This is a genomic window from Leptotrichia hongkongensis (assembly GCF_041538065.1).
In the GTDB taxonomy this organism is placed as follows: Bacteria; Fusobacteriota; Fusobacteriia; order Fusobacteriales; family Leptotrichiaceae; genus Leptotrichia; species Leptotrichia hongkongensis.
Map to the genome: position 1 here is coordinate 105,057 of NZ_JBGORW010000004.1, position 24,523 is coordinate 129,579.

General features: G+C 30.5%; 21 protein-coding genes. 11 read left to right on the forward strand and 10 right to left on the reverse strand.

The window, feature by feature from the left end:
- Positions 1-28 precede the first annotated feature (28 nt).
- On the reverse strand, positions 29-1,366 hold the full coding sequence (ffh, locus tag ACEG17_RS04260; RefSeq protein WP_147006378.1) for a signal recognition particle protein: 1,338 nt from the start codon (positions 1,364-1,366) through the stop codon (positions 29-31).
- A 296-nt stretch (positions 1,367-1,662) separates the two neighbouring features.
- Between ffh and ACEG17_RS04265 the strand changes: the two genes are divergently transcribed.
- Entirely contained in the window at positions 1,663-2,877 is a 1,215-nt protein-coding gene (locus ACEG17_RS04265) for a S1C family serine protease (protein WP_372582688.1), read from the forward strand.
- 112 nt (positions 2,878-2,989) lie between these two features.
- Here the strand turns inward: ACEG17_RS04265 and tpx are convergent, their stop codons facing one another.
- The 4 genes from tpx to ACEG17_RS04285 form a co-directional block, all read right to left on the reverse strand.
- A complete protein-coding gene (gene tpx, locus ACEG17_RS04270) occupies positions 2,990-3,508 on the reverse strand; it encodes a thiol peroxidase (RefSeq protein WP_372582689.1) in 519 nt (172 codons plus the stop codon).
- Between the two features lie 461 nt (positions 3,509-3,969).
- Positions 3,970-4,818 carry a hypothetical protein gene (locus ACEG17_RS04275; protein WP_372582690.1) on the reverse strand — a complete coding sequence of 283 codons (849 nt, stop codon included), beginning with the start codon at positions 4,816-4,818 and terminating at the stop codon, positions 3,970-3,972.
- Between the two features lie 20 nt (positions 4,819-4,838).
- Positions 4,839-5,150, reverse strand: coding sequence for a hypothetical protein (locus tag ACEG17_RS04280; RefSeq protein WP_372582691.1), 312 nt, complete (start codon positions 5,148-5,150; stop codon positions 4,839-4,841).
- Positions 5,151-5,174: 24 nt separating this feature from the next.
- Positions 5,175-5,549, reverse strand: coding sequence for an ArsR/SmtB family transcription factor (locus tag ACEG17_RS04285; protein ID WP_372582692.1), 375 nt, complete (start codon positions 5,547-5,549; stop codon positions 5,175-5,177).
- A gap of 575 nt (positions 5,550-6,124) precedes the next feature.
- On the opposite strand from ACEG17_RS04285, the gene ACEG17_RS04290 reads away from it, so the two are divergent.
- From ACEG17_RS04290 to ACEG17_RS04335, 10 genes are all read left to right on the forward strand, one after another.
- Positions 6,125-6,982 carry a hypothetical protein gene (locus ACEG17_RS04290; RefSeq protein WP_372582693.1) on the forward strand — a complete coding sequence of 286 codons (858 nt, stop codon included), beginning with the start codon at positions 6,125-6,127 and terminating at the stop codon, positions 6,980-6,982.
- A 279-nt stretch (positions 6,983-7,261) separates the two neighbouring features.
- A complete protein-coding gene (locus ACEG17_RS04295) occupies positions 7,262-8,239 on the forward strand; it encodes an ABC transporter permease (protein WP_299574550.1) in 978 nt (325 codons plus the stop codon).
- Positions 8,239-9,204 (forward strand): ABC transporter permease, encoded by a 966-nt coding sequence (locus ACEG17_RS04300; protein WP_372582694.1) that lies wholly within the window; start codon positions 8,239-8,241, stop codon positions 9,202-9,204. The genes ACEG17_RS04295 and ACEG17_RS04300 overlap by 1 nt, the downstream gene beginning before the upstream one ends.
- Positions 9,205-9,478: 274 nt before the next feature.
- Positions 9,479-10,516, forward strand: coding sequence for an ABC transporter ATP-binding protein (locus ACEG17_RS04305; RefSeq protein WP_299572027.1), 1,038 nt, complete (start codon positions 9,479-9,481; stop codon positions 10,514-10,516).
- Entirely contained in the window at positions 10,516-11,466 is a 951-nt protein-coding gene (locus ACEG17_RS04310) for an ABC transporter ATP-binding protein (RefSeq protein WP_372582695.1), read from the forward strand. Before ACEG17_RS04305 ends, ACEG17_RS04310 begins: the two co-directional genes overlap by 1 nt.
- A gap of 70 nt (positions 11,467-11,536) precedes the next feature.
- Positions 11,537-13,135, forward strand: a complete 1,599-nt coding sequence (locus ACEG17_RS04315; protein WP_299572022.1) for a peptide ABC transporter substrate-binding protein — start codon at positions 11,537-11,539, stop codon at positions 13,133-13,135.
- A 47-nt stretch (positions 13,136-13,182) separates the two neighbouring features.
- Positions 13,183-14,772 carry a peptide ABC transporter substrate-binding protein gene (locus tag ACEG17_RS04320; RefSeq protein WP_299572019.1) on the forward strand — a complete coding sequence of 530 codons (1,590 nt, stop codon included), beginning with the start codon at positions 13,183-13,185 and terminating at the stop codon, positions 14,770-14,772.
- Positions 14,773-14,841: 69 nt separating this feature from the next.
- The gene (locus ACEG17_RS04325) at positions 14,842-16,431 is read left to right on the forward strand and encodes a peptide ABC transporter substrate-binding protein (RefSeq protein WP_372582696.1); all 1,590 of its coding nucleotides are present in this window, start codon (positions 14,842-14,844) and stop codon (positions 16,429-16,431) included.
- Between the two features lie 88 nt (positions 16,432-16,519).
- Positions 16,520-18,106: a peptide ABC transporter substrate-binding protein gene (locus ACEG17_RS04330; RefSeq protein ID WP_372582697.1), complete on the forward strand. Its 1,587-nt coding sequence runs from the start codon at positions 16,520-16,522 to the stop codon at positions 18,104-18,106.
- 342 nt (positions 18,107-18,448) lie between these two features.
- Positions 18,449-19,024 (forward strand): D-glycero-alpha-D-manno-heptose-1,7-bisphosphate 7-phosphatase, encoded by a 576-nt coding sequence (locus ACEG17_RS04335; RefSeq protein ID WP_372582698.1) that lies wholly within the window; start codon positions 18,449-18,451, stop codon positions 19,022-19,024.
- A gap of 80 nt (positions 19,025-19,104) precedes the next feature.
- Here ACEG17_RS04335 and cobA read toward each other — a convergent pair whose 3' ends face one another.
- From cobA to ACEG17_RS04360, 5 genes are all read right to left on the reverse strand, one after another.
- Positions 19,105-20,589: a uroporphyrinogen-III C-methyltransferase gene (cobA, locus tag ACEG17_RS04340; protein ID WP_372582699.1), complete on the reverse strand. Its 1,485-nt coding sequence runs from the start codon at positions 20,587-20,589 to the stop codon at positions 19,105-19,107.
- Entirely contained in the window at positions 20,576-21,544 is a 969-nt protein-coding gene (hemC, locus tag ACEG17_RS04345; protein WP_372582700.1) for a hydroxymethylbilane synthase, read from the reverse strand. Before hemC ends, cobA begins: the two co-directional genes overlap by 14 nt.
- Positions 21,541-22,581 (reverse strand): glutamyl-tRNA reductase, encoded by a 1,041-nt coding sequence (hemA, locus tag ACEG17_RS04350; RefSeq protein WP_372582701.1) that lies wholly within the window; start codon positions 22,579-22,581, stop codon positions 21,541-21,543. Before hemA ends, hemC begins: the two co-directional genes overlap by 4 nt.
- A 61-nt stretch (positions 22,582-22,642) precedes the next feature.
- Positions 22,643-23,242 (reverse strand): retron system putative HNH endonuclease, encoded by a 600-nt coding sequence (locus ACEG17_RS04355; protein WP_372582702.1) that lies wholly within the window; start codon positions 23,240-23,242, stop codon positions 22,643-22,645.
- Positions 23,226-24,488 (reverse strand): AAA family ATPase, encoded by a 1,263-nt coding sequence (locus tag ACEG17_RS04360; RefSeq protein ID WP_372582703.1) that lies wholly within the window; start codon positions 24,486-24,488, stop codon positions 23,226-23,228. Before ACEG17_RS04360 ends, ACEG17_RS04355 begins: the two co-directional genes overlap by 17 nt.
- Positions 24,489-24,523: the final 35 nt, after the last annotated feature.

Consider the following 24,523-nt stretch of genomic DNA (forward strand, 5'->3'; position numbering starts at 1 on the left):
ATAAAAAATTTTAGTTGATATTATATTTCTATCTTCTTCTGCCCTTCATAAATCCCCCACCAAGTCCTGGAATACCGCCACTGTTAAACATTTTCATCATTTGTTTCATTTGTTCAAACTGCTTTATCAATTTATTTACGTCATTTACCTGAACTCCGCTTCCTTTGGCAATTCTCATTTTACGGCTTCCGTTTTTTAGAAGTTTTGGATCACGTCTTTCCTGAACTGTCATTGAAAAAATGATTGCTTCGACCTTTTTCATTTCCTTTTCAGCCATTCCCATGTCAATCATGCTAGTGTCAACTCCTGGTATCATTTTCATAATTCCAGCAATTGATCCCATTTTTCTTATCATTTTAAACTGCTTTAAAAAATCTTCAAAGTCAAACTGGTTCTTTCTAAATTTTTCTTCCATTTTCTTGGCTTCTTTTTCATCAATAGCTTCCTGTGCCTTTTCTACAAGTGAAACAACATCTCCCATTCCAAGAATACGTGAAGCAAGCCTGTCTGGGTGAAATGGTGCGATATCATCCAGTTTTTCCCCTTCACTTATAAATTTAATTGGCTTTCCTGCAACTTCCTTTACTGAAAGGGCAGCCCCTCCACGAGTATCTCCATCCAGTTTTGTAAGTACAACCCCAGTAATATCAAGCTGTTCATTAAACTCTTTTGCCACGTTAACTGCATCCTGTCCAGTCATTCCATCAACTACAAGCAAAATTTCATTCGGATTAAAACTGTCCTTTATATCTTGCAGTTCATTCATAAGCTGTTCATCAATGTGCAGTCTTCCCGCCGTATCAATAATAACATAAGTCGCATGCTCATTTTTTGAAGCCTCAATTCCCTGTTTTACAATTTCCACCGCATCTGTACTTTCATCAATCGTAAATACAGGAACTTTCACTTGCTCTCCTAATACCTTCAATTGCTTTTTCGCAGCAGGTCTATAAACATCTGCCCCAATCAGAAATGGTTTTTCCCCTTTCGATTTTAAATGTTTTGCCAATTTTCCAGAAAATGTAGTTTTCCCAGCTCCTTGAAGTCCAGAAAGCATTACAATAGTTGGATTTTTATCAGCTTTTGCGATTGAAACATTTGATCCTCCAAGCACTTCCACAAGTTCATCATTTACAATCTTGATAAATTGCTGTGTAGGATTAACTCCGCTAATAACATGTTCTCCCAACGCCTTTTCCCGAATTTTTGCTACAAAGTTCTTAGCCACTCCATAGTTTACATCCGCTTCAAGCAATGCTAGCCGCACTTCCCTTAAAGCATCCTTCATATTGCTCTCTGTCAACTTTCCCTGTCCGCTGACTTTTTTAAATATATCCTTAAATCTGTCTCCTAAATTATTAAACATTATTAATTTTTCTCCTTGATTTTGTATATTTTTTTAATTTTACTGTGTATAGGATAACATATTATGGGGAAAAAGACAATAAGCATAGCAGGTTATTTATGAATTTACAAAAAATATGATTTAATAAATGAAATTCAAATAAAAATCATAAGAATAATAAACTTTTATTCACTAAAATATATCCAATCCTTTAAAATCAGACTAATTAAAGACTAATAAATCGGGATTTTGAGCTTATATTCTAAAATAATTTTAAAAATAAGTTTATCATAAAACTAGAAATGAGGTAAATAAATATGAAAAAAATAAATTTTATAAAAAAAGAAAATAAGAAATTTGCATTATTGTCAATGTTGTTCTTAATTTTAAGCTGTTCCAACAAAACTGAAAATAATTCTGAAAATAAAAGCAATACAACAAATGTTGAACAGCAAAAGACAATTTCTCAGGAAGAACTGCAAAAATATACTAAAAATGCGGTTCAAACTCAAGATGCCTTTGTAAGTGTTCATAACAGCGTAAAAGATTCGATTGTAAATATCAGAACTAAAAAAACAGTAACAGTAAATACTTATAACCCATTGGAAGAGTTATTATATGGACGTTCTGGAGGACAAGAAAAACGTGAATCAGGATCACTTGGTTCAGGATTCGTTGTCTCAAAAGATGGATATATTGTTACAAATAACCACGTTATCGATGGTGCAGATGAAATTTATGTAAAATTCTCAAATGGACGTGAATATCGTACAAAACTTGTAGGAACTTCGCCTGAAGTTGACATCGCTGTACTGAAAATTAATTCAAACGAGACTTTTAAACCATTAGAATTTGCAAATTCGGATCAAGTCCAAATCGGACAGTGGTCAATAGCCTTTGGAAATCCATTGGGATTGAACGACTCGATGACAGTTGGAATTGTAAGTGCTGCAGGACGTAGCTCACTTGGAATTGAAGAAATAGAAAACTTTATTCAAACAGATGCCGCTATCAATCAGGGAAATAGTGGAGGTCCATTAATTGACATAACAGGAAAAGTTATTGGAGTGAACACTGCGATTTATTCACAAAGCGGAGGAAGTGTAGGAATCGGATTTGCTATTCCAGCAAACCTAGTAATGACAGTAAAAGACTCAATCATCGCAAATGGTAAGTTTGAAAAACCATATATTGGAGTATATTTAGATAATTTAGATGAAAACAAAGTAAAAGCTCTTAACTTAAAATCATCAAACGGTGTATTCATCGGAAATGTTGTTCCAAATGGCCCAGCCGCAGCTGCAGGAATAACTAGAAATGATGTTATTACAGCTGTTGATGGAAAAAGTGTGAACTCTGCAGGTGCATTTGTTGGAGAAATAGCCGCTAAAAAAGTGGGACAAACTATAAAATTAACTGTCCTTAGAAATGGACAGTCAATAGAAATACCAGTAAATCTTATAAAAACTCCAAACGCTATTGAGCAGCAACGTATTATACAACAAAGACAGCAGCAGCAACTTGGAAGATAATAAAAAAGGCAAAAGAAGTATCCCAGTCATTGATTGGGATATTTTTTTACAAAATTAAAGCAATAAAAAATGGAGAAAACTCTTTGTCATAAGTTTAGCTCCATTTATTTTTTTATTTAGTTAATTCTTTTATTACTTCCAACGCTTTTTCGTAATCTGGATGTTCTCCAACTTCTTTTACATATTCTACATATTTAATAATTCCGTCTTTATCTACGATAACCGTTCCTCTTGACAATAATCTTAATTCTTTTATTACAAATCCATATTTTGTTCCAAAATCTAACTCTTTATGGTCTGAAGCCGTTAAAGCGTTTTTTATTCCTTTATCTGCACAATATCTTCCTAATGCAAATGGTAAATCAGCTGAAATTGTAAGCAGTTGAACATCATCTCCAAAACTTGCAGCTTCCTGATTAAATCTAGCCAGCTGTAAAGCACATACTCCAGTATCAACTGATGGAAATACTGCTATTACAACAACCTTTCCTTTATAGTCACTTAATTTTACTTCCTTTAATTCTGGTGATAAAACTGTAAAGTCTGGCGCTACTTCTCCAGCTTTCACTTCTGTTCCCACAAGAGTTACAGGATTTCCCTTGAATGTTACTTTATTTTTTATTTCTGCCATTATTCCTTCTCCTTTACTTTAATAATTATAATTTTTTAATTTCAAATATCTGTAAATAATTTTCATTACTTTTAAAAGTAAAATACCATAGCTTCATATAAAAACAAAACTTAAATATAACAATTATCATTGAAGAATTTGCTTTTAAAATAATTTGACTACATCTTTTATATTTACAACCATCTACTTTTTGTAATTATAACATATTTAAAATTATTTGTATAGAAAAATTATTTGATTTACAAATAAATTCATTTAAAAATATTATCTAAAAAGTCCATATAATATCCATACAACTCAAAAAATCAATTTTTGATAAAACCTATACCTTAAATAAAGGTTTTGACTTGTAGGGTTATACGGATGAATTTTGTATAACCAAAATATTTGTATTAATTATTTGGAATGTGTAAAAATGAAGGCAAAAAATATATTTTCAGTCTATTTAAATTTCAATACCTCTATACGCTAATATAATCTAAACTTTTAATATTTAATCTTTTTTTTATATTTAAAATTATACTTTTTTCTTTTTCTGTGTTTAAATAATAAGATATATTTAAAATCCAATATCCCAATTTTTCTTTTAAATTTTCTACATTGCATGATAAATATTTATCAATACATATTAAGTTCCACAACTCAGTTAATGCTTCAAAAAAATTATCAATTTCTGAAGGTTGATAAGATAAAATCTTTAGTATTCTTTCTTTCCATTCTTCTCTTGAAATATTATTTTCTGTGATATTAGTATTTATTAGTTTGATTTCATCATTTTCAATTTGATTATAGATATCTTTTAATATACCGATTTTATAACTTTCATTTAATTCTTTTTCTATTTTTTCTTTTCTTTGAAAAAAATTTTCCTTTATTATATCATCTATATCAAATTCAATATAAATATCTTCTTTAGTTTGTACGTATAATGAAAATACCTCATTTGGAAATATTCCATGTGTTTCAAACATCATCATTGTTTCATTTCTATTAAAATCTTCAAAAATTTTTTCCATTTGTATATCTGAACTAATTAATTGATATGCTGTTATCCCATTTATTTTTACTAGAGCATTTTTCAAATATAAAAAATTTTTAGCTACTAAATATTCAAAAGAAGTTTTGTATATTTCTTTTTTTAAACTTTCTGGTAATTGAATCCATATGTTTTTATTAATTTCAATACCAATATTTTTTCCATTAAACATGAGTAATCTTTTGTCATCGTATATATATGGAATACTACAATAAGCACCTAATACTTCTAATTCATTATTCCAACCATTTTGTAACTTTAATTTTATCTTCATAAATGTCCTTTCAAAAAATGTTATTTTGTTTTATCCTTTATCAACTCTAAATATCTAATACTATCTGTTTTAATCTGTTCTCCTTTGACAATAAGTCCTTGTTGTTCTTTCTTAACACTTAAACTACATACTATATTTCTTGTATTGTTCCATGATTTAGTAAAGTAATATTTTAAATATTTATTAGTTTGGGTACCTGTTATTTTTACCAATCCATTATCAGTGGTTATTCTTTGAATTTCTTCATTTAACGGATAAAATCCAAAAGGATTTTCTATAATAACTTTTGATTGCGAATTAGATGTAATATTATTTTTTACTTTCTGTTGCACTTGACTTGACAATACGCCTAAAATTTATTTCTTTTCTAAAATGTGTGTCATTCCCTGTTCCACTATATGCTTTATATGATCATCTTCCAGCGAATAATACACAACTTTTCCCTCTTTCCTGTACTTAACAAATCTTCCCTGCTTTAGGACTCTTAGCTGATGTGAAATAGCAGATTGAGTCATTTTCAAAAGATTTGCAATATCGTACACGCACATTTCTTCTTGAAATAAGGCACTTAATATTCTCATTCTAGTTGTATCTCCTAGTATCTTAAAAAAATCCGCCAAATCATACACAACTTCTTCTTCTGGCATCATTTTTTCGACCCTTTCCACAATATCCTTATGAATAGCCTTTATTTCATAATTTTCATTTTCTTCTTCGAGTATTTTATTCATTTTCCCTCCCAATTCTTGGAATATATACCGTTATTATACCACGTATTTAAATAAGTGCAAAATAAAACCTCCCCAGTTTAAACTAGGGAGGAAAAAGAAAGGAAAGATTTATTGACTATGTTTTTGTTTTTTAATATGCAGGTATACTAAGAACAAAGAAAAGTATCACTACAATAACAAACATAGACATACAAAATTTCTTTCCCATTTTATATCTACCTCCTTTCGAAGTAGTATCGGGGACGGCGAAGTCCCAATAACATTATGTGAAAAAAAATACCCTAGTTCAACACTAGAGTATCTTTTCCGCCTTTTATTTTTTTATACTTCGAAAGAAATATTTTCTTTTTTATTAAACTAATAATAGTATATGTTTACAATTTTGTCAACATTTTTTGTAAATTAGGAACAATAGGTAAATTATAAGTATAAATGTCACTTTTGTTGAATTTTATCCTAAGATAAAAAAAAGTGAAAATTCGTTAAAAAATTGTTATAATGTAACAAATTATTTTTGTATTTTTACTAAAAAATCTAAATAAAAATGATAATTTTAATAAAAAAGGAGAGACTTTATGAAAAGAAACAAATATAAATTATTAATTTTAGCCAGTATTACGGCTTTTTCTATTATTTCATTTGGATTATCTAACAAAAATATGACCAAAACACCTTCAAAACCTGATACTGAAGAAACATCTAAAAAAGCTGGTCTTACAATTTCGAAGGCAGAACTAGATGTTGTAGCTGATAAGATTTTTAAAAATGAAGCTGGAGGAAAAAAGGAGGATATCGTATATTGGAATACTGGAGAAGATTTTCCTTCTCTTGGAATTGGGCATTTTATATGGTACAGAGAAGGGCAAAGAGGAAAATTTGCAGAGAGCTTTCCACAGCTAGTAGCTTATTATAGGGCTCACAATATAAAGTTACCTAAGATTATGGAAGAAAATGAATATTCGCCTTGGGCAAACAGAGATGAGCTTTTTAGACAAAAAAGAATTTTGAACAAGGATATTATTGAATTGACAAATTTCCTTTATAATACGAAGGATATTCAAGTTTCATTTATTTTTGAGCGTCTTGAAAATTCTTTGGAAAAAATGCTTGAAATTGCTGATAATCCAGAAAATGTAAAAAAACAATTTTACCGTGTTGCAAAATCTCCAAATGGTCTTTATCCTTTAATTGACTATGTTAATTTCAAGGGAGAAGGAACTACAAGAACAGAAACTTATAAGGGAGAAGGATGGGGGCTTCTTCAAGTCCTTGAAAATATGAAAGGAACTGAAACTGGAAAAGCGGCTCTTATAGAATTTAGCAATTCTGCAAAATTTGTTCTTGAAAGACGTGTAAAAAATTCTGATCCTGAAAAAAATGAGAAAAAATGGCTAGCAGGATGGTTAAATCGTTGTGATACTTATAAAAATTAGTTTAATCAATTGAAAATTTTTAAAACAATATTTTATAAAGAAAGTAAATAAAGAAATAGTCTAAATTTTTATATTTAATTTTTAATATAAGTTTAGACTATTTTTATTTGTATTTTATTACTTAAAATTCAGTAAAATATATTGTATTTAGAGAATCATTATTTATCCATAAAAAAAATTAATAGTAAAAAAATATTTTTATAAATAAATTTGCTTGCAAATATTACTATATATAAGATATAATATACATATATAAAATTTTAGCGAAAGGAAGCGAGTATGAAAAATATTTTAAAGTTTTTAATTAAAAGAATCGCAATGGGGCTTGTAACGTTGTGGCTAGTTATTACTATTACATTTTTTCTAATACATATGTTACCTGGTGATCCGTTTCAAAGTGAAAAAGCGATTCCACCTAAAGTAAAGGAAAATCTAATGGCAAAATACCATTTGGATCGTCCACTTGGGGAACAATATGTTGAATATCTAAAAAACATAGCAAAAGGAGATTTGGGAGCATCCATGAAAGTTCGTGGAAGAACTGTTAATGATGTTATTAACAAAAGTTTTCTGACATCTGCAGATTTAGGAGCAAGATCTATTATATTTGCACTAGCTCTTGGAATTCCGCTTGGAATTATTGCGGCTCTTAAAAGAGGAAAATTTCAAGATAGGCTTTCAATGATTGTTGCAATAATTGGAATATCTGTTCCAAGTTTTGTATTGGCGGGACTTATGCAGAAGTATTTTGTTGATGTGCATAACGGTATTTTGATTGATAAATATAACCTACCTCTTGTAAGAATTTTGTTATCTGGATGGGACAGACCTGAGAAAAAAATATTGCCAGTTATTGCACTTGGACTTTACACAGTGGCATTAATTGCACGTTTATTAAGAGATAAAATGATAGAAGTAATGGGGCAGGACTATATAAGGCTGGCTATTGCAAAAGGAGTAAAACCAAAAAATATCGTATTTAGACACGCTTTAAGAAATGCAATTTTACCAATTATTACAATAATGGGTCCAACAATTGCGGCAGTTCTTACAGGGTCATTTGTAATTGAAAAGATGTTTTCAATTCCTGGATTAGGAAAATATTTCGTTGACAGTATCAATGACAGGGATTATACAATGGTACTTGGAGTTACGGTATTTTATGCAATATTCCTAATTGTTATGATGATACTTGTAGATATTGTATATGTTTTAGTTGATCCTAAAATTAAACTTGGAAAAGGAGATGAGGTATAGTGGCAGAAAACATAAAAAAAATCATAACTGAAAATGATTATATCCCAACACCTGAAGACTTTCAAATTGTAGGTCCTGACACTAATCAAAGCGAAGTAATCTACAAACCAAGTTTAACATTCTGGCAGGATGGATGGAGAAGATTCAAGAAAAATAAATTAGCTTTGTCATTTTTGGGAATAACTCTTATTTTCATATTTTTAGCAATATTTGGACAAAGTTTGACAAAATATTCTTATAGGGCTCAAGATTTATCAGCTAAATTTTTAAGTCCAGCGAAAGGGATTGCAAAAGGACATTATTTAGGAACTGATAATTTGGGACGTGATTTATTTGCAAGACTTTCACAAGGGATAAGAATTTCAATGGAATTATCTTTGATAACAGCTGCAATCTGTGTTGTTTTCGGAACAATTTATGGAGCTGTATCAGCATATTTTGGTGGGATTATTGACACGATAATGACTAGAATTGTAGAAATATTATTAATTATTCCATCAATGATTTACATAATTTTATTAATGGTTGTAATGGGAAACAGTGTAAAAACAATAATTATCGCAATGTCACTGACAAGATGGTTAAATTATTCACTGTTAGTACGTGGAGAAGTCCTAAAAATAAAGGAAAATGAGTTTGTATTAGCTTCAAAATCACTTGGTGGAAACTTTTTATGGATAACTCTAAAACACTTAATTCCGAATACATTAAGTGTAATAATAATAAGACTTACAACAGATATACCAAACATTATCTTTACTGAAGCATTTTTAAGTTTCATTGGGCTTGGAGTACCAATTCCACAGGCTTCACTTGGAAACTTGGTATTTGATGGTTTCGTAAATATGACTTCATATCCGTATTTATTCATTATTCCATCAGTTGTAATTTCATTAATTACATTGGCATTTAATATAGTTGGAGATGCTTTAAATGATGCATTAAATCCAAAATTAAGAGATTAAAAATTTAAAAATTTTATAAAAAGCGTCGTGATTTTTTGGAAATAAAATTGACTGTTTGAGCGAAGTTTTACGTAGCGAGTTTCAATTTTGTTTTCAAAAAATGCTTAGACAAGCCGGGATGCAAGGGTATGGCGATTGATACCCTTGCTTAAATAAATTAAATTAATAAATTCAATAAAGAAAAAATATTTATTAATCAAAAAGGTTTTTATCTAAGTTTTTTTAATATTTTAAAATATATAACAATCCATATTAATACAGAGAGGATTAGAGAATGGGAAAAAAATTATTAGAAGTAAAAGACTTGAGTGTTTCTTTTAATACATATGCTGGGGAAGTTCAGGCTCTTAGAGGTATTAACTTTTCTGTGGATCGTGGAGAAACACTTGCAATCGTTGGAGAGTCTGGTTCAGGGAAATCAGTTACTGTGCAAACGATTATGAGATTGATACCAATGCCGCCAGGGGAAATAAAAAATGGAGAAATTCTTTTTGATGGGGAAGATTTGGTAAAGGCTTCTCCAGAAAGAATGAGAGAACTTCGTGGCGGAAAAATAGGAATGATATTCCAAGACCCTATGACATCGCTTAATCCAACAATTAAAGTTGGAAAACAGATTATGGAAGGGATTTTAATTCATAAGAATGTAACAAAGGAAGAGGCAAAGCAGCAAGCTGTTGAAATGCTTAGAAAAGTTGGAATTCCTAAACCAGAAGAAAGATTTCATCAATATCCACATGAATTTTCTGGGGGAATGCGTCAAAGAGCAGTTATAGCCATTGCACTTTCGTGCGAGCCAGACTTATTAATCTGTGATGAGCCAACAACTGCTTTGGATGTTACAATACAAGCACAAATTCTAGATTTGATAAATGAACTGAAAAAAGAATTGAACATTGCTGTAATACTTATAACACATGATTTAGGAGTAGTTGCTGAAACTGCTGACAGAGTAGTTGTTATGTATGCTGGAGAAAAATTAGAGGAAGCTCCTGTAAGAGAACTGTTTAAAAATCCAAAGCATCCTTATACTTGGGGACTTTTAAAATCATTGCCAAGACTGGATATGAAAATTGGAGAAAAACTGGCTTCTATTCCAGGGACTCCGCCAGATTTATTAAAACCGCCTGCAGGAGATCCGTTTGCAGCACGTTCTGAATATGCAATGAAAATTGACTACGAAAGAAAACCTCCTATGATTGATTTAGGAAATGGGCACCTTGTAAAATCTTGGCTTTATGTCGATGGTGCTCCAAAAGTAAAATCTCCTTTTGAGCAGGAAGCAGATAACAGAGAAGAGGAGGGGAAATAATGTCATCTAATGAAATCAAAAAAGAAAAATTAATAGAAATGAAAAATTTAAAAAAATATTTTCCAATGAAAAAAAGACAAGTACTAAAGGCTGTAGAAAATGTTACAATGGACATTTACAAAGGTGAAATTCTAAGTCTTGTAGGAGAATCAGGTTCTGGAAAGACTACGCTTGGAAGAACTGTCAGCAGACTTTATACAAAGACAAATGGGGATATTTTATTTAATGGAAAACCTATAGAAGATTATGGAAGAAAAGAATTCACAAAAAAAGTTCAGATGATATTCCAAGATCCGCAGGCTTCCCTTAATCCAAGAATGACTGTTGGAGATATTATTGCTGAAGGGATTGATATTCACAAACTAGCAGCTTCAAAACAGGAAAGAATGGAAAAAGTTTATGGCCTTTTGGAAATTGTTGGACTAAACAGGGAGCATGCGAGCCGTTTCCCTCACGAATTTTCTGGAGGACAAAGACAGAGAATTGGAATTGCAAGAGCATTAGCAGTTGATCCAGAAGTATTAGTGTGTGATGAGCCAATTTCAGCTCTGGATGTGTCAATTCAGGCACAAGTTGTAAATTTATTAAAGGACTTGCAAAAAGAAAGAAATTTGACTTTACTATTTATCGCACATGATTTGTCAATGGTAAAATATATTTCAGACAGAGTAGCAGTTATGTATCGTGGAAAAGTAGTAGAACTAGGAACTCCAGAAGTTGTTTACAGCGACCCTGTTCATAGCTACACAAAGTCTCTTATTTCCGCTGTACCAATAGCAGATCCTGATTTCAAGAAGACAACAAAAATTGATATGGATGAATCATATTTAAGAAGTCCAATGGGAGATGCTTCTGAAATAGGTATTATCCCTAAAACTCCTGAATTAACAGAATATAAGCCAGGACACTTTGTGGAAACTTCTTTCTTAAAGGAAAAAGGACTTATTTAAAAAATATTTTAATGTTTCAAAATAATTTATTTATAAAAAATCAAAATTTTAGAAAGGAAATATCAAAATTATGAAAAAAAGTTTTTTAGTATTTTGTTTACTTATATCAATGTTTATCATCTCTTGTGGAAAATCTGGCAATGATGGTAAATCAGCAGCATTTAACATTGAAGCTGAACCAACATCTTTAGATCCCCAAGTTTTAACTGATATCAGTGGATTTATGGTTGCAAATATGACTTATGAGCCACTTGTAAGGCTAAATGAAAAAAATGAAGTTGTTCCTGCTGGAGCTGAAAGCTGGACTAAATCAGAAGACGGAAAAGTATGGACATTTAAAATCAGAAAAGGAATGAAATGGAGCAACGGAGATCCTGTTACAGGAAAAGACTACTTTAACGGAATCAAAAGAGGAATCGATCCTAAAACTCAATCTGAATATTCAATACTTACTTTCTACATTGAAAATGCAGAGAACTTTAATAATGGAACTATAAAAGACTTTGGACAAGTTGGAGTAAAATTAAAAGACGACTATACACTTGAATTTACTTTATCAAAACCTGCACCATACTTTATAAAGACATTAATTATGCCAATTTACTTCCCAGTTAATGAAAAAGCATTGGCTGCTAATCCTGAAGGATATGCTTCAGATGCTGATAAATCTATATATAATGGACCTTTCATTATGAAAGAATGGGTACACGACAATAAAATAGTAATGAAGAAAAATCCTAATTACTGGAATGCTCAAAATATAAAATTAGACACTCTTACAGCAACAATTGTAGCAGATTTTGACGCAGCTACAAATTTCTTTGAAAATAAAGAGTTGGATTTAACAAGAATTTCTGTAGAAAAGATGGCAAGTTACAAAGGAAAACCTGAATTACATACAGTTCCTGATGGAAGAGTATACTATTTTGGATTTAATCGTTCAAATCCTGTATTAAAAAATATAAAAATTAGACAGGCATTATCTCTTGCAATAGATAGAAAACAGCTTGTTGATAGTGTTCTAAATGGAGTAGGACTTCCTGCTTCAGGAGTTGTTGCACTTGGAAATGCTGGAGAAAAAGGTGACTTTAGAAAAGAAGCTGGAGATTTATTTGCACAATTCTCAAACACTAATCCAAAACAGTTATTTGATGAGGGATTAAAAGAATTAAATATTACTCCTGCACAAGTTAAGTTAAAATTAACTGTTGACGAAAAAGGAACTGGTAAAAAAGAAGCTGAATTTTACCAGGCTCAATGGAAAGAAAAATTAGGTATTGATGTGGAAGTGGAAGTTCTAACTACTAAAGAAAGAATCGCACGTGCAAAAGCTGGAGAATTTGACATAGTAAGATATGGTTGGGGACCTGATTATGCAGATCCTATGACTTACCTTGAAATTTTCCACTCAAAATCAAAAGATCTTAATTTTGCTAAATATTCAAATCCTGAGTATGACAAATTAATTGACTTGGCTAAAGTTAATCAAGATAATAAAACTAGAATGGATGCGATGAAAAAAGCAGAAAAATTACTATCAGACGACTTTACATATTCAGCACTTTACTATCAAGTAGGGGTATATTTAATAAATCCTAACTTAAAAGGTGTTGTTTTACGTTCAGTTGGAGATTCTGTAGACTTTTATAGTGCTTATATTACAAAATAATTTTAATTTACTAATTTAATATAGTAAAAGAAAGGGTGAGTGCAAGTATGAAGAAAATATTACTAATCTTTACAATATTACTGGCTTTCGTTATTTCCTGTGGAAAAGGTGGAGATTCTGAAACATTAAAGCTCAACTTAAAAGAAGAAGGGAAATCTTATGATCCACAGCTTGCAAATGATTCAACGGGAGAATTTGTAGATTCACTTATTGCTGAAACATTAACAAGACAGGCAGAAGATGGAAAATCTATTCCTGGTGTGGCAGAAAAATGGGAACACAACGAAAATTCAACAGTGTGGACATTCCACTTGAGAAAAAATGCAAAATGGAGCAATGGTGATCCTATTACGGCAAAAGACTTTAGAGATGGTTGGGTTAGAGCATTAAAACCTGAAACAGCAGGAGAATATGCAGATAAATTATTTTACATAAAAAATGCTGAACAATTTAATGCAGGGAAAATTAAAGATGAAAATCAGCTTGGTATAAAGGTTATCGATGATTACACACTAGAAGTAACATTGAACAATCCTCTTACCTACTTTGATTCGATTGTAAGAATTCAGACTTATGCTCCTCTAAACAAAAAATTCTATGATAAAGTAGGAGAAAAATATATGACATCTCCTGAAACATCAATTTCATCAGGTGTATATATAATAAAATCTTGGACAAGAGATTCAGAAATCGTATTCGAAAAAAATGAAAACTACTGGAATAAAGATAACATTAAATTAAAATCTATAAAGATATTATTTATAAATGATCCTAATGCCAGCGTAAATGCCTTTAAAAATGGAGAAATTGACTCAACAAACATTTCTGTTGAGCAGGCTAAGGAATTTAAGAATGACAAACGTAAACTGCTTGTAAAAGACGGTTCTGTCTGGTATATGACATACAACATGAAAAATAAAGTTCTTGCGAACAAAAAAATTAGACAAGCTTTATCACTTGCTGTAGATAGAGAAAAATTAATTACAGATGTACTTGATAATACAGGAGAAGCTGCTTACACTTATACAACAAAAGGTGTTGGAATCAACGGTATTTCAAAAGATTTCTCTGAAGAAGCAGGAAAAATTTTCCCAGCTTACAATCCACAAAAAGCAAAACAATTGCTAGCAGAAGGATTAAAAGAGCTAGGATTACAAAAATTGCCTGATTTGACAATGATTTTCAATGATTCTGGAAATAATAAGGTTATTTCTGAATATATTCAAGAAAGTTTAAGAACAAATTTAGGAGTAAACCTTAAAATTGAAGGAATGACATTCCAATCAAGACTAGATAAAATGCAACACAGAGACTATGAAATTGCTCTTGCAGGTTACAATGGAGATTATAACGATGCAATCACTTACTTAGATAGATTCTTGACAAAAGATGGAAATAATTTTTCAGATTACTCTAATCCTCGTTACGACGAACTTGTGAAAAAAGTTAAAAGTTCTGGAAATCAGGAAGAAAGAGTTAAGAATATGATTGAAATGGAAAGAATAATTGCAGAAGATATGCCTGTGGGACTACTTTACTATAGACAAAATACAAAATTATTGAATCCAAGAGTTCATAACATTGTATTTAGTCCAATAGGAAAAGACTTCGTTTTGGATAATACTTATATAAAATAATAAATAAAATTGTTTAATTTTGAAATTATTCAATAAATTTAATATAAAATTTTGAAGGAGAAAACTATCATGAAAAAAATATTAGCTATGTTAATGATGCTGATTTTCGTTATTTCTTGCGGGAAAAGTGGCGGAAATAGCAAAACGTTTACTTTAAATCTGACGGATGAGCCAAAATCTATTGATCCGCAAATATCAACAGATATTGGTGGAGGAACTGTCAATGATCTTTTAATGGAAGGATTGACTAGAAAAGGAAAAAATGGAACATTTGAACCAGGACTTGCTAAAAGCTGGGATAAATCAGCTGATGGATTAAAATGGACATTTCATTTAAGAGACAATCTAAAATGGAGCAATGGTGATCCTATTACTGCCCAAGACTTTAAAAATGGATGGCTTCGTGCATTAAAACCTGAAACAGCTTCTGAATATGCATATATGCTTTATCCAATAAAAAATGCAGAAAAATATAATAAGAAAGAAGGAACTGCAGAAGAAGTTGGAATAAAAGTTATCGACGATAAAACTTTGGAAGTAGAACTTGGAACTCCAGTTCCATATTTTGACAGCCTTGTGGCATTCAAAACTTACATGCCATTAAATCAAAAATTCTTTGATGAAACAAAAGATTCATATTTTACAGAATCTGAAAAAACAATATCTTCAGGTGCCTACACAATGGAAAGCTGGACACATGGCTCAGAAATAGTATTCAAAAAAAATCCTAATTATTGGGATGCACCTAATGTAAAAGTTGAAAATATTGTGTATAAAATAATACCTGATAATAATTCAGCATTAAATGCATTTAATAACAAGGAAGTAGATGTAACTTCAATTACTGCTGAACAAGCAAAAGGATTTAAGGATAATCCAAAAATGGTTTCAAATAATGATGGATCAGTATGGTATCTATTATTTAACTTTAACAACAAAACACTAGCAAATGTAAAAATTAGAAAAGCTCTTCTTATGTCAATCGACAGAGAAGGTTTAGTAAAAAATGTATTAAATGGATATGGAACAGCTGCAAAAACTCTTGTTCCAAAAGGAATAGGGATAAAAGGATTGAATGGCAAGGACTTTACAGAACAAGTTCCTACTTCAACATTAGCATACAATCCTGCGGAAGCTAAAAAATTATTAGCAGAAGGGCTGAAGGAAACAGGGGCAGCAAAATTCCCTAATATGTCAATGCTAATTAATGAAAGTGGAAATAATAAAGTTATTGCAGAATATATTCAAGAACAATTAAGAAAAAATTTAGGTATTGAATTAAATTTGGAAATAATAACTGCTCAGGAAAGATTCTCAAGAATGAAACAAAAAAACTTTGACTTAGTTCTTGCAGGATGGTCTGGAGATTATCCTGATGCAATTACATACTTAGATTTATTTGAATCAACAGGTGGAACTAACTATGGTTCATATAAAAACCCTCAATATGATGCTTTAGTTAAAACTGTCAGAGGTACAGCAGATCAAAACGTCAGAATTCCTGCACTTGTTAAACTTGAAGGATTGGTTGCGGAAGATTTACCAGTTGGTGTGCTTTTCCACAGAGAAAAACAATATTTAGTTGATGAAAGAGTTCAAGGACTTGGATTTGTCGCAGTTAGTGGAGAATACTATTTCGGAAATCTATCATTAAAATAAGTTAAATTATAGGGGGTATCGTGTTATACCCCTTATTTAGTAGTTTAAAATTTTACAGAAATATCTAAAAATAGGAGGAAATAAATCAATGAAAAAACTGTTTTTGATATTGACATTGCTAATGTTTGTACTTTCGTGCGGAAGTAAAAATGGAAGTAATGGAAATACATTTACATTAAATATAGTAACTGAACCATCATCAATTGATCCGCAAATAACAACAGATGTTCCTGGTGGAACTGTTGATGAATTAATTTTAGAAGGTCTTTTAAGGAAAGACAAGACTGGAAAATCTGTTGCTGGTATTGCTGAAAAATGGGAAAAATCAGAAGACGGACTTGTTTGGACGTTCCATTTAAGAGATGGTGTGAAATGGAGCAATGGTGATCCTGTTACTGCAAAGGACTTTAAAGCTGGATGGCTTCGTGGATTAAATCCTGACACAGCAGGAAGTAATGCAAGTATGTTATTTGTAATAAAAAATGGAGAAAAATATAATGCTAAAAAAGCTTCAGAAAATGAAGTTGGAATAAAAGTTATTGATGATAAAACATTACAAGTAACTTTGGAAGCACCTACGCCATATTTTGATGATTTAGTTACATTCAAATCATTTATGCCGTTAAACCAAAAATTCTACAACGAAGTAAAGGATAAATACTTTTCCGAAGCTGAATTTACAATTTCAAATGGTCCTTACACTATGGAAAGCTGGACTCACGATTCAGAATTAAAATTCAAGAAAAATCCTAACTACTGGGACGCATCTAACGTAAAAACAGATAACGTTGTATTAAAAATAATCGCTACAGATTCAGCTGTCAATGCCTTCAAAAATAAAGAAGTTGACGTAACATCTGTTACATTTGAACAAGCAAAAGAATTTGCTGGAAAACCAGAACTTGTAAAAGCTGATGATGGTGGAATTTACTACTTGCTATTTAACACAAAAGAAAATGTATTTAAAAATGCAAAAGTAAGACGTGCAATAACTATGGCAATAAATAGAGATGAACTTATAAACAAAGTTCTTGAAGGCTCTGAAAAAGCGACTAAAGCATTCACTCCAACTGGAATCGGACTAAACGGAATTGCAAAAGATTTTGCACAGGAAGTTACAACCGACCAGCCTAAATTCAATGTTGAAGAAGCTAAGAAATTACTAGCAGAAGGACTTAGGGAAGAAGGATTAACAGAACTTCCAAGATTTGAAATTTTATTTAATGATACAGGAAGCAGAAAAGCTATTGTTGAATACATTCAAGAAAACTTGAGAAATAACTTGGGAGCAAATGTCGAATTGGATGTTGTAACAGGTAAGGAACGTGTTGAAAGAACTAAAAAACGTGATTATCAAGTTGCTCTTATGAACTGGACTGGAGATTTCCTAGATCCAATCACATATTTAGATTTATTTGAAAGCACAAACGCAAACAACCGTGGAGATTTTAAAAACGCAAGATATGACGAATTAACTAAAATTGTAAAAAGCTCTGCCGATCCAAAAGTAAGAGTTCCGGCAATGCTAGAAATGGAAAAACTTATCTCTGAAGAACAACCCGTTACAATCTTATTCCAAAAACAAAAACTTTACTTAGTAAATCCAAAAGTTAAAAATTTAGGATTTGTATCAATTGGTGGAGAGTTCTTTATAAGAGATGTTGTAATGAATTAACTTAACGTAAGGGCATCACACTACATGCCCTTACAATTTTGATTGAGTAATTATTTTAATTAAATTAATAATAACCTATTTTATAAAATAGATTGTATAATAAAATTCAACAAATTTAATACTAAACCTAGTTTAAAAATGAAAATAAATTTTTATAATAGGGGTGTTCATCATAATCATTCAACTTTTTTATTTTCGTAGGATTGCTCATTGCTGCAAATCTTTATCTTACAGTAAAAATTTATACCCTTTATTAGAAAAGTTTGTAATAAATTTGTTATTTAAATGGAGGTTAGTATAAAGTAAATTAGTGAACACTTTAATAAAAAGGAATATAATTTTATGAAAAATAAATTTATCCTGCTGGACAGAGATGGTGTAATAAATGTAGAAAAATCATATTTATATAAAATCGAGGATTTTGAATATGAAAAAAATGTAATTAAAGGACTTAAGGAATTACGTGATTTAGGGTATAAATTTGCAATTATAACAAATCAGTCTGGAATTGCGAGAGGCTATTACACAGAAGAGGATTATTTAAAATTGCAGGATTTTATTGAAAAAGATTTGTTAAAACATGGGATAAAGATTGAAAAATCATATTTTTGCCCACACCATCCAAATGGAACTGGAAAATATGGTATTGAATGTAATTGCCGAAAGCCGAATACTGGTAATTTTGAACTGGCGATAAATGAATTTAATATTGATACTAAAAATTCCTTTATGATAGGCGATAGGCCAACTGATTTGATTCCAGCAGAAAAACTAGGGATTACTCCCGTTTTAATAAAAACAGGCTATGGCGTGAAAAGTTTAGAAAAACTTGAAGAAACAGGGTTAAATCCTGTAATTGTAAATGATATTCTGGATTTCTCAGAAAAATTGAAAAACAAAAAAATAATTATCAAGTAAAAATATAAAAAAGGTAAATTTACTTTCCTTATAAATGAAAAAGTTCTAATCTTTATTGACTAGAACTTTTTTTACTATCTTTATTTTAGTGTTGTTAATATTTTTTCAAACAATCCTTCTTCAGTATATTTCTTAGGCTCTATTCCTACTTTTAATCCATATTTTTCAATAGTTTTTGTAGTAACAGGACCAATAGAGGCTATAACTTTATTTTTCAGAATTTCTTTTATTTCCTCATTTTCACTCAAGTTTATGCTGTCAGCAAAGGCTTTAAAGGTCGATGAGCTTAAAAACATTAAAATGTCGCTTTCTTTTACGTATTTTTCAGCTTTTTCCTTTTCCACTTCAACTTTCTGAGTTTTATAAACTACAAGTTTTTCATAATTTCGGTTGTATAAATCTGAATATTTTTTTTCATTTACTGGAGAAATGTCAGATACTATAAACAGTATTTTTTCCTCTTCCTTAGTAAAATTCACACTTTCACTTGCCAGTCTTTCTACCGTGTATTCTTCTGGATAAAAATCTGGAATGATTTTATATTTTTCAATTTCTTCAGCAGTTTTTTCTCCTACTACACCTATTTTAACATTTCCTAAAGCACGGATATCCTTTACTTTTCTCATAAATCCAATAACAGAATTTATGCTGTTAAATAGAAGGGTACTATATTCCTTCAAATCAGGCATTTCAAAATCGACATACTCTATATTAATAAATGGAAGGCTCAAAGCCTGTCCGCCAAGCTCATTTATTTTATTTGATATATTTTGTTGTTTTTCCCTATTTCTTGTAACAAGAATATTTTTTCCAAATAACGGCTTATTCTCAAACCATTTCATTTTTTCCCGTAAATTTACTACTTCTCCAATCAAAATAATGGCAGGCGATTTTACATTATGCTCTTTTACTGTATTTACTATTGTTTCCAATGTTCCTGTGTAAGTTTTCTGTCTTGTCGTTGTTCCATCTTTTATTATTGCGACAGGGGTTTTGGGATTTTTTCCGTTATTTATCAAGTTTTCTGTTATTTTTTCAAGATTGCTTAATCCCATTAAAAAAACCAAAGTTCCTTCCAATTTTGCAATAACTGGAAAATCAAGTTCTATTCCATTAAATTGCGTATGTCCAGTAAATACATGAAAGGAAGTATTAATTCCTCTGTGAGTAACAGGAATTCCAGCATAAGCTGGCACAGCGATTGAAGAAGTTATCCCTGGAATTACCTCAAAATCTATATTTTCAGCAACTAAAGCCTCTATTTCTTCCCCTCCTCGTCCAAATACAAAAGGATCTCCTCCTTTTAATCTTAGAACAACAAGTCCTTCTTTACCTTTTTCCACTAATTTATTATTTATTTCTGCCTGCAATTTTCCTCCAGCAGTATTTTCTTTCCCCATATAAATCATTTCTACATCAGACTTTGCATACTGTAAGATATTTTCATTTACAAGCCTGTCGTAAACAATGCAGTCCGCTTTTTCTATCACGTTTTTCAATTTTAAAGTTATAAGTCCCTCATCTCCACAGCCTGCTCCTGCAATATAAACTTTACCTTTTCTCATTTTTCATCTCCTCTTCCTTTATTTCTTCAGCCAATTTTTGTGCAGTTTCCTTTGGATTTTCCCTATTTCCTTCAACTTCTTTAAATATTCTGGTTCCGTTATCATTAAACATTCCCTTTAATTTTAATGTATTTCCTTCAATAACCGATGAACAGCCTATTGGAGTATGGCATCCTCCATCAAAAATTTTTGAAAATTCTCTTTCAGCTTTACACATTATCGTAACTTCATCATCATTTATAATTTTCAGAAGATGTCGTATTTTATTATCATTTTCCCTGCATTGAATACACAAAATCCCTTGTCCTGGTGCTGGTATAAATGAATCTGTATCAAAATATTCAGTAATTCTGTTTTCCAGCCCAACTCTTTTTAATCCAGCCGCAGCCAGCACAATCGCATCATATTCCCCATCATCAAGTTTTTTGAGCCTTGTGTGAATATTACCTCGAATTGCTTTTATTTTTACATCATTTCGCAAATTTAGAAGCTCCTTTTCCCGTCTTATGCTCCCTGTTCCAATTACAGAATTTCCATCAAGTTCTTTTAATTTTTTTCCGTTTTTTGAAACAAGCACATCACGGTTATCTTCTCTCATTGGAAAACATGCATTCAAAAGCCCTTCTGGAGTATTCTGTGGCATATCCTTTAACGAATGCACTGCCAAATCTATTTTATTTTCCAGCATTTCCTTTTCAATTTCCTTCACAAACAAGTCCTTTTGCGTAGTTCCTTTTATTTTTGTAAAGTCTCTTAAATCCTTATCTCCCTTTGTAACTATAACTTTCAGTTCTATTTCTAACGGATTTTTTTTCTCAAATCCTTCAATTTCGCAAAAATTCTCCATACTTCTTAATTTATCATATTTTTTAATAAGCATTTCCTTCACTTTTTCCGCTTGTGCAAGTGCCAAAATGCTTCCTCTAGTTCCAATAATTATTTTATTTGATTTCATCCATTTTCACCCATCTCAATATTTTTCTGATTTGTATAGTTTCTTCTTTTTTCAAGTTTTTCCGCTATTTTTTTTAGCTGCTCCTCAATAATGTAAGAATATTTTTCTACAATTTCATCCCGCTTTTCCACATTTTTATTATATTCATCCCAAATATCCTCTAAATGATAAAGCGAAGTATTTTCAAACTCCCCAATACTTGCCTCAATATCTCTAGGAACGGCTAAATCAAGGAAAAATCGTTTTTTCCCATCATTCAAAATATTTTGAATTTTTGTTGTTTCAAGAATCAAATGTGGTGCAGAAGTGGCACTTATTACAATGTCCATATTTTTTATAACATTATATTTCTCATTAAATTCTGCAGTTTGAACATCTGGATACACTTTCTGCAATTCAATTGACCGTCGTAAACTTCTATTTGTCATTGTCAAATGGCAATTGTTCATTTTGTGAAGAAGTGCAAGAATTGACTGGCTCAAATCTCCCACTCCAATTACAAATATTTTTTTATTTTCAAGGCTCTCAAATTTTGTTCTTATAAATTTTACGGCTATCGAATCAAGTGAAATATTTTTTTCATTTATCTTGCTTTCTGCCCTAAATCTTTTCCCAGTTTCTATCGCCTGATTAAACATTATATTCAAAAATGAAGATGTAATATTTTTGTCAAGAGCATCAAAATATGCCTTTTTAAGCTGTACAAGAATCTGATCCTCTCCCTTTATTATCGAATCCAGCCCACAAATTACCCGCAGTAAATAATGCACAGCTTCAGCCCCTTTATAGTCCTTCATCTTCTCAATTCTAAAATCCCTCTTTAAACTCTCAATTTCAAATTCCTTGCTAACATCCAAATAAAGCTCTATCCTAAGGCAAGTTTCAACAGCCACATACCCCCTTATAATTCTTTTTTCCAAATACTCCCCTAAAATATGTCTGTACCCCTCTTTTACAAACTTTTCCCTTTCTTCCAAACTCAAATTTTTATAACTAAAACTTAGAATATAAAAATCTTTTACTAAATTTTCCTTCATTTTTTTCTCTCCAATTTTTATTTTATTTATTTATAACTTAAATGTATTTTCTAGTTTCCAATTATAAATTTTTTAAAAGAAATTTTTTTAGTGTAGGAAATTTCATTATGTATTTTAAAATTTCTGTATTCAAAACGATTTTCCCATTATCTTTAAAAGAACTTCTTAAAATAAGGATTCTTCTGCTTTCACACAATTTTTTCTGATTTAAGTTTAATATATCTATTGTTCTTATTGCCATTTCATACTTTATTCCAGTTTTATATTTTGGAATTATTTCCCCTGTACTAATGCTGTATTCAAAATAATCTTCGGGATTATTTTCAACTGGATTTATAAATTTATCATCCCACTTATTTCCTTTTATCGAACCACAACTCTGATTTTCAAGACAACCTGTCAAAAGATTACTGTAATTATGAAACAACCTTGGAAATTTGTCTTTAGGTTTTATATGCTCAATTTGACTTTTCTCAACAGAAATCTGTCTTTCACAATAAGGACAAAAATAATTTCCATCTATTTTCTGCTCATTTTCAAGCATATACTCTTTTAGTTTGCCCTTTATTTCAAAATCAAAATCTTTCCAGCTTTTCGGATTACTTTTCTTTTTAAATTCCGTAAAAAACTCTGGCTCATCGTTTTTATCTACTTTCAGCATTTTTTCTCCCCTTTTTTATTTGCAAATCCATATCCACTAAAAATAAATCTCTATCATCTTCTCCTAAAATATCTTTTATTTTACTGTATTTTCTTTCAAATTCAAAACTTTCATAATTATCATTTTTAACCATTTCTTTTACTTGATTAAGCAGTTCGTACACACTAGGATTTCTATCTGTTTCAAGCCCCATTATATCTTCCAAAATTCTTTCGATAGTCTGCCCATACGAATTTCCAAAATTTTCTCCAGTTCTAACTTCCACAACACCATTCTTATTTTTTACTAGCAAGATTATACTTTCTTTCTCAACACTTCCTAAAATATGCGGAGAATGTGTTGCCAAAATTATCTGATTATTTTTACCAATTTTTTTATAAACATCAACAATTTTTTGTTGCCATTTTGGATGTAATGAAAGTTCTGGTTCATCAATCATAATTATCGAATTTTCAGGCTCTATCATTTTTATCGCCAAAGTCCGTAAAAACAACTGCTTTTCCCCTGAAGAAAGTTCATTTATTCCAAATTTTTTTCCGCTAGAATCAGTAAAAATCGGCATACTATTCTCATCTTTCGATATTTCTGAAAGTTTCACATCCAACTCCAAAATTTCAAAAATCCCATTAATTTCCTTAAAAACCTTTTTTCTAACTTGTCCCATTGTCAAATTTTCTTCTTCATTTGCAACCTTTGAAATTTGAGTTGCAATATAGGACGGAATATCCTTTATTTCGTATGAATCTACAATATTAATAAAATTATATTCTTTTTTCAAATTTGTTTGAGCTTTCTTAATTTCTTCAAAATTAATTTCAGTTGGAACATAAATTATTTTGGGAAATATTTTTAATTTTTCAAAACTTCTGCTTATTATTTTTGAATTATAATTTCGATTTTCTGTTTTATTGTGTCTGTAATCATAATTATAAAATTTTATATTTCTCAAGCAATCTGTAAATTCAATATCTTTTTGTGCTTCTTTTTCAACTTCTGTCAATCCTTCACTATCCATAAGACTTTCCAAGACTTCTATTTCATTCTCTTCATAAAATAATTCCACATTAACAGCTTTGCTTCTAAACATTTCAAACCAATAACGAATACTTTCCAAAACTCTAGTTTTTCCACTCCCATTAATCCCAGCCAGAACTATCAAATCCAAAACTTTTCCTTCTGACTCAAAGTTTATATTTAAGTTTTCAAGTCCGTTATATTCTTCTATGTGAATATTTTTTATTTTCATTTGTGGTCACTCCTTTCTTTTTATATTTTTATAAA

What these genes read in the sequence shown, in the direction of transcription:
- ffh (WP_147006378.1), bottom strand. Translation starts at nt 1,366, where the DNA reads ATGTTTAATAATTTAGGAGACAGATTTAAGGATATATTTAAAAAAGTC.
- ACEG17_RS04265 (WP_372582688.1), top strand. Translation starts at nt 1,663, where the DNA reads ATGAAAAAAATAAATTTTATAAAAAAAGAAAATAAGAAATTTGCATTA.
- tpx (WP_372582689.1), bottom strand. Translation starts at nt 3,508, where the DNA reads ATGGCAGAAATAAAAAATAAAGTAACATTCAAGGGAAATCCTGTAACT.
- ACEG17_RS04275 (WP_372582690.1), bottom strand. Translation starts at nt 4,818, where the DNA reads ATGAAGATAAAATTAAAGTTACAAAATGGTTGGAATAATGAATTAGAA.
- ACEG17_RS04285 (WP_372582692.1), bottom strand. Translation starts at nt 5,549, where the DNA reads ATGAATAAAATACTCGAAGAAGAAAATGAAAATTATGAAATAAAGGCT.
- ACEG17_RS04290 (WP_372582693.1), top strand. Translation starts at nt 6,125, where the DNA reads ATGAAAAGAAACAAATATAAATTATTAATTTTAGCCAGTATTACGGCT.
- ACEG17_RS04295 (WP_299574550.1), top strand. Translation starts at nt 7,262, where the DNA reads ATGAAAAATATTTTAAAGTTTTTAATTAAAAGAATCGCAATGGGGCTT.
- ACEG17_RS04305 (WP_299572027.1), top strand. Translation starts at nt 9,479, where the DNA reads ATGGGAAAAAAATTATTAGAAGTAAAAGACTTGAGTGTTTCTTTTAAT.
- ACEG17_RS04310 (WP_372582695.1), top strand. Translation starts at nt 10,516, where the DNA reads ATGTCATCTAATGAAATCAAAAAAGAAAAATTAATAGAAATGAAAAAT.
- ACEG17_RS04315 (WP_299572022.1), top strand. Translation starts at nt 11,537, where the DNA reads ATGAAAAAAAGTTTTTTAGTATTTTGTTTACTTATATCAATGTTTATC.
- ACEG17_RS04320 (WP_299572019.1), top strand. Translation starts at nt 13,183, where the DNA reads ATGAAGAAAATATTACTAATCTTTACAATATTACTGGCTTTCGTTATT.
- ACEG17_RS04325 (WP_372582696.1), top strand. Translation starts at nt 14,842, where the DNA reads ATGAAAAAAATATTAGCTATGTTAATGATGCTGATTTTCGTTATTTCT.
- ACEG17_RS04330 (WP_372582697.1), top strand. Translation starts at nt 16,520, where the DNA reads ATGAAAAAACTGTTTTTGATATTGACATTGCTAATGTTTGTACTTTCG.
- ACEG17_RS04335 (WP_372582698.1), top strand. Translation starts at nt 18,449, where the DNA reads ATGAAAAATAAATTTATCCTGCTGGACAGAGATGGTGTAATAAATGTA.
- cobA (WP_372582699.1), bottom strand. Translation starts at nt 20,589, where the DNA reads ATGAGAAAAGGTAAAGTTTATATTGCAGGAGCAGGCTGTGGAGATGAG.
- hemC (WP_372582700.1), bottom strand. Translation starts at nt 21,544, where the DNA reads ATGAAATCAAATAAAATAATTATTGGAACTAGAGGAAGCATTTTGGCA.
- hemA (WP_372582701.1), bottom strand. Translation starts at nt 22,581, where the DNA reads ATGAAGGAAAATTTAGTAAAAGATTTTTATATTCTAAGTTTTAGTTAT.
- ACEG17_RS04355 (WP_372582702.1), bottom strand. Translation starts at nt 23,242, where the DNA reads ATGCTGAAAGTAGATAAAAACGATGAGCCAGAGTTTTTTACGGAATTT.
- ACEG17_RS04360 (WP_372582703.1), bottom strand. Translation starts at nt 24,488, where the DNA reads ATGAAAATAAAAAATATTCACATAGAAGAATATAACGGACTTGAAAAC.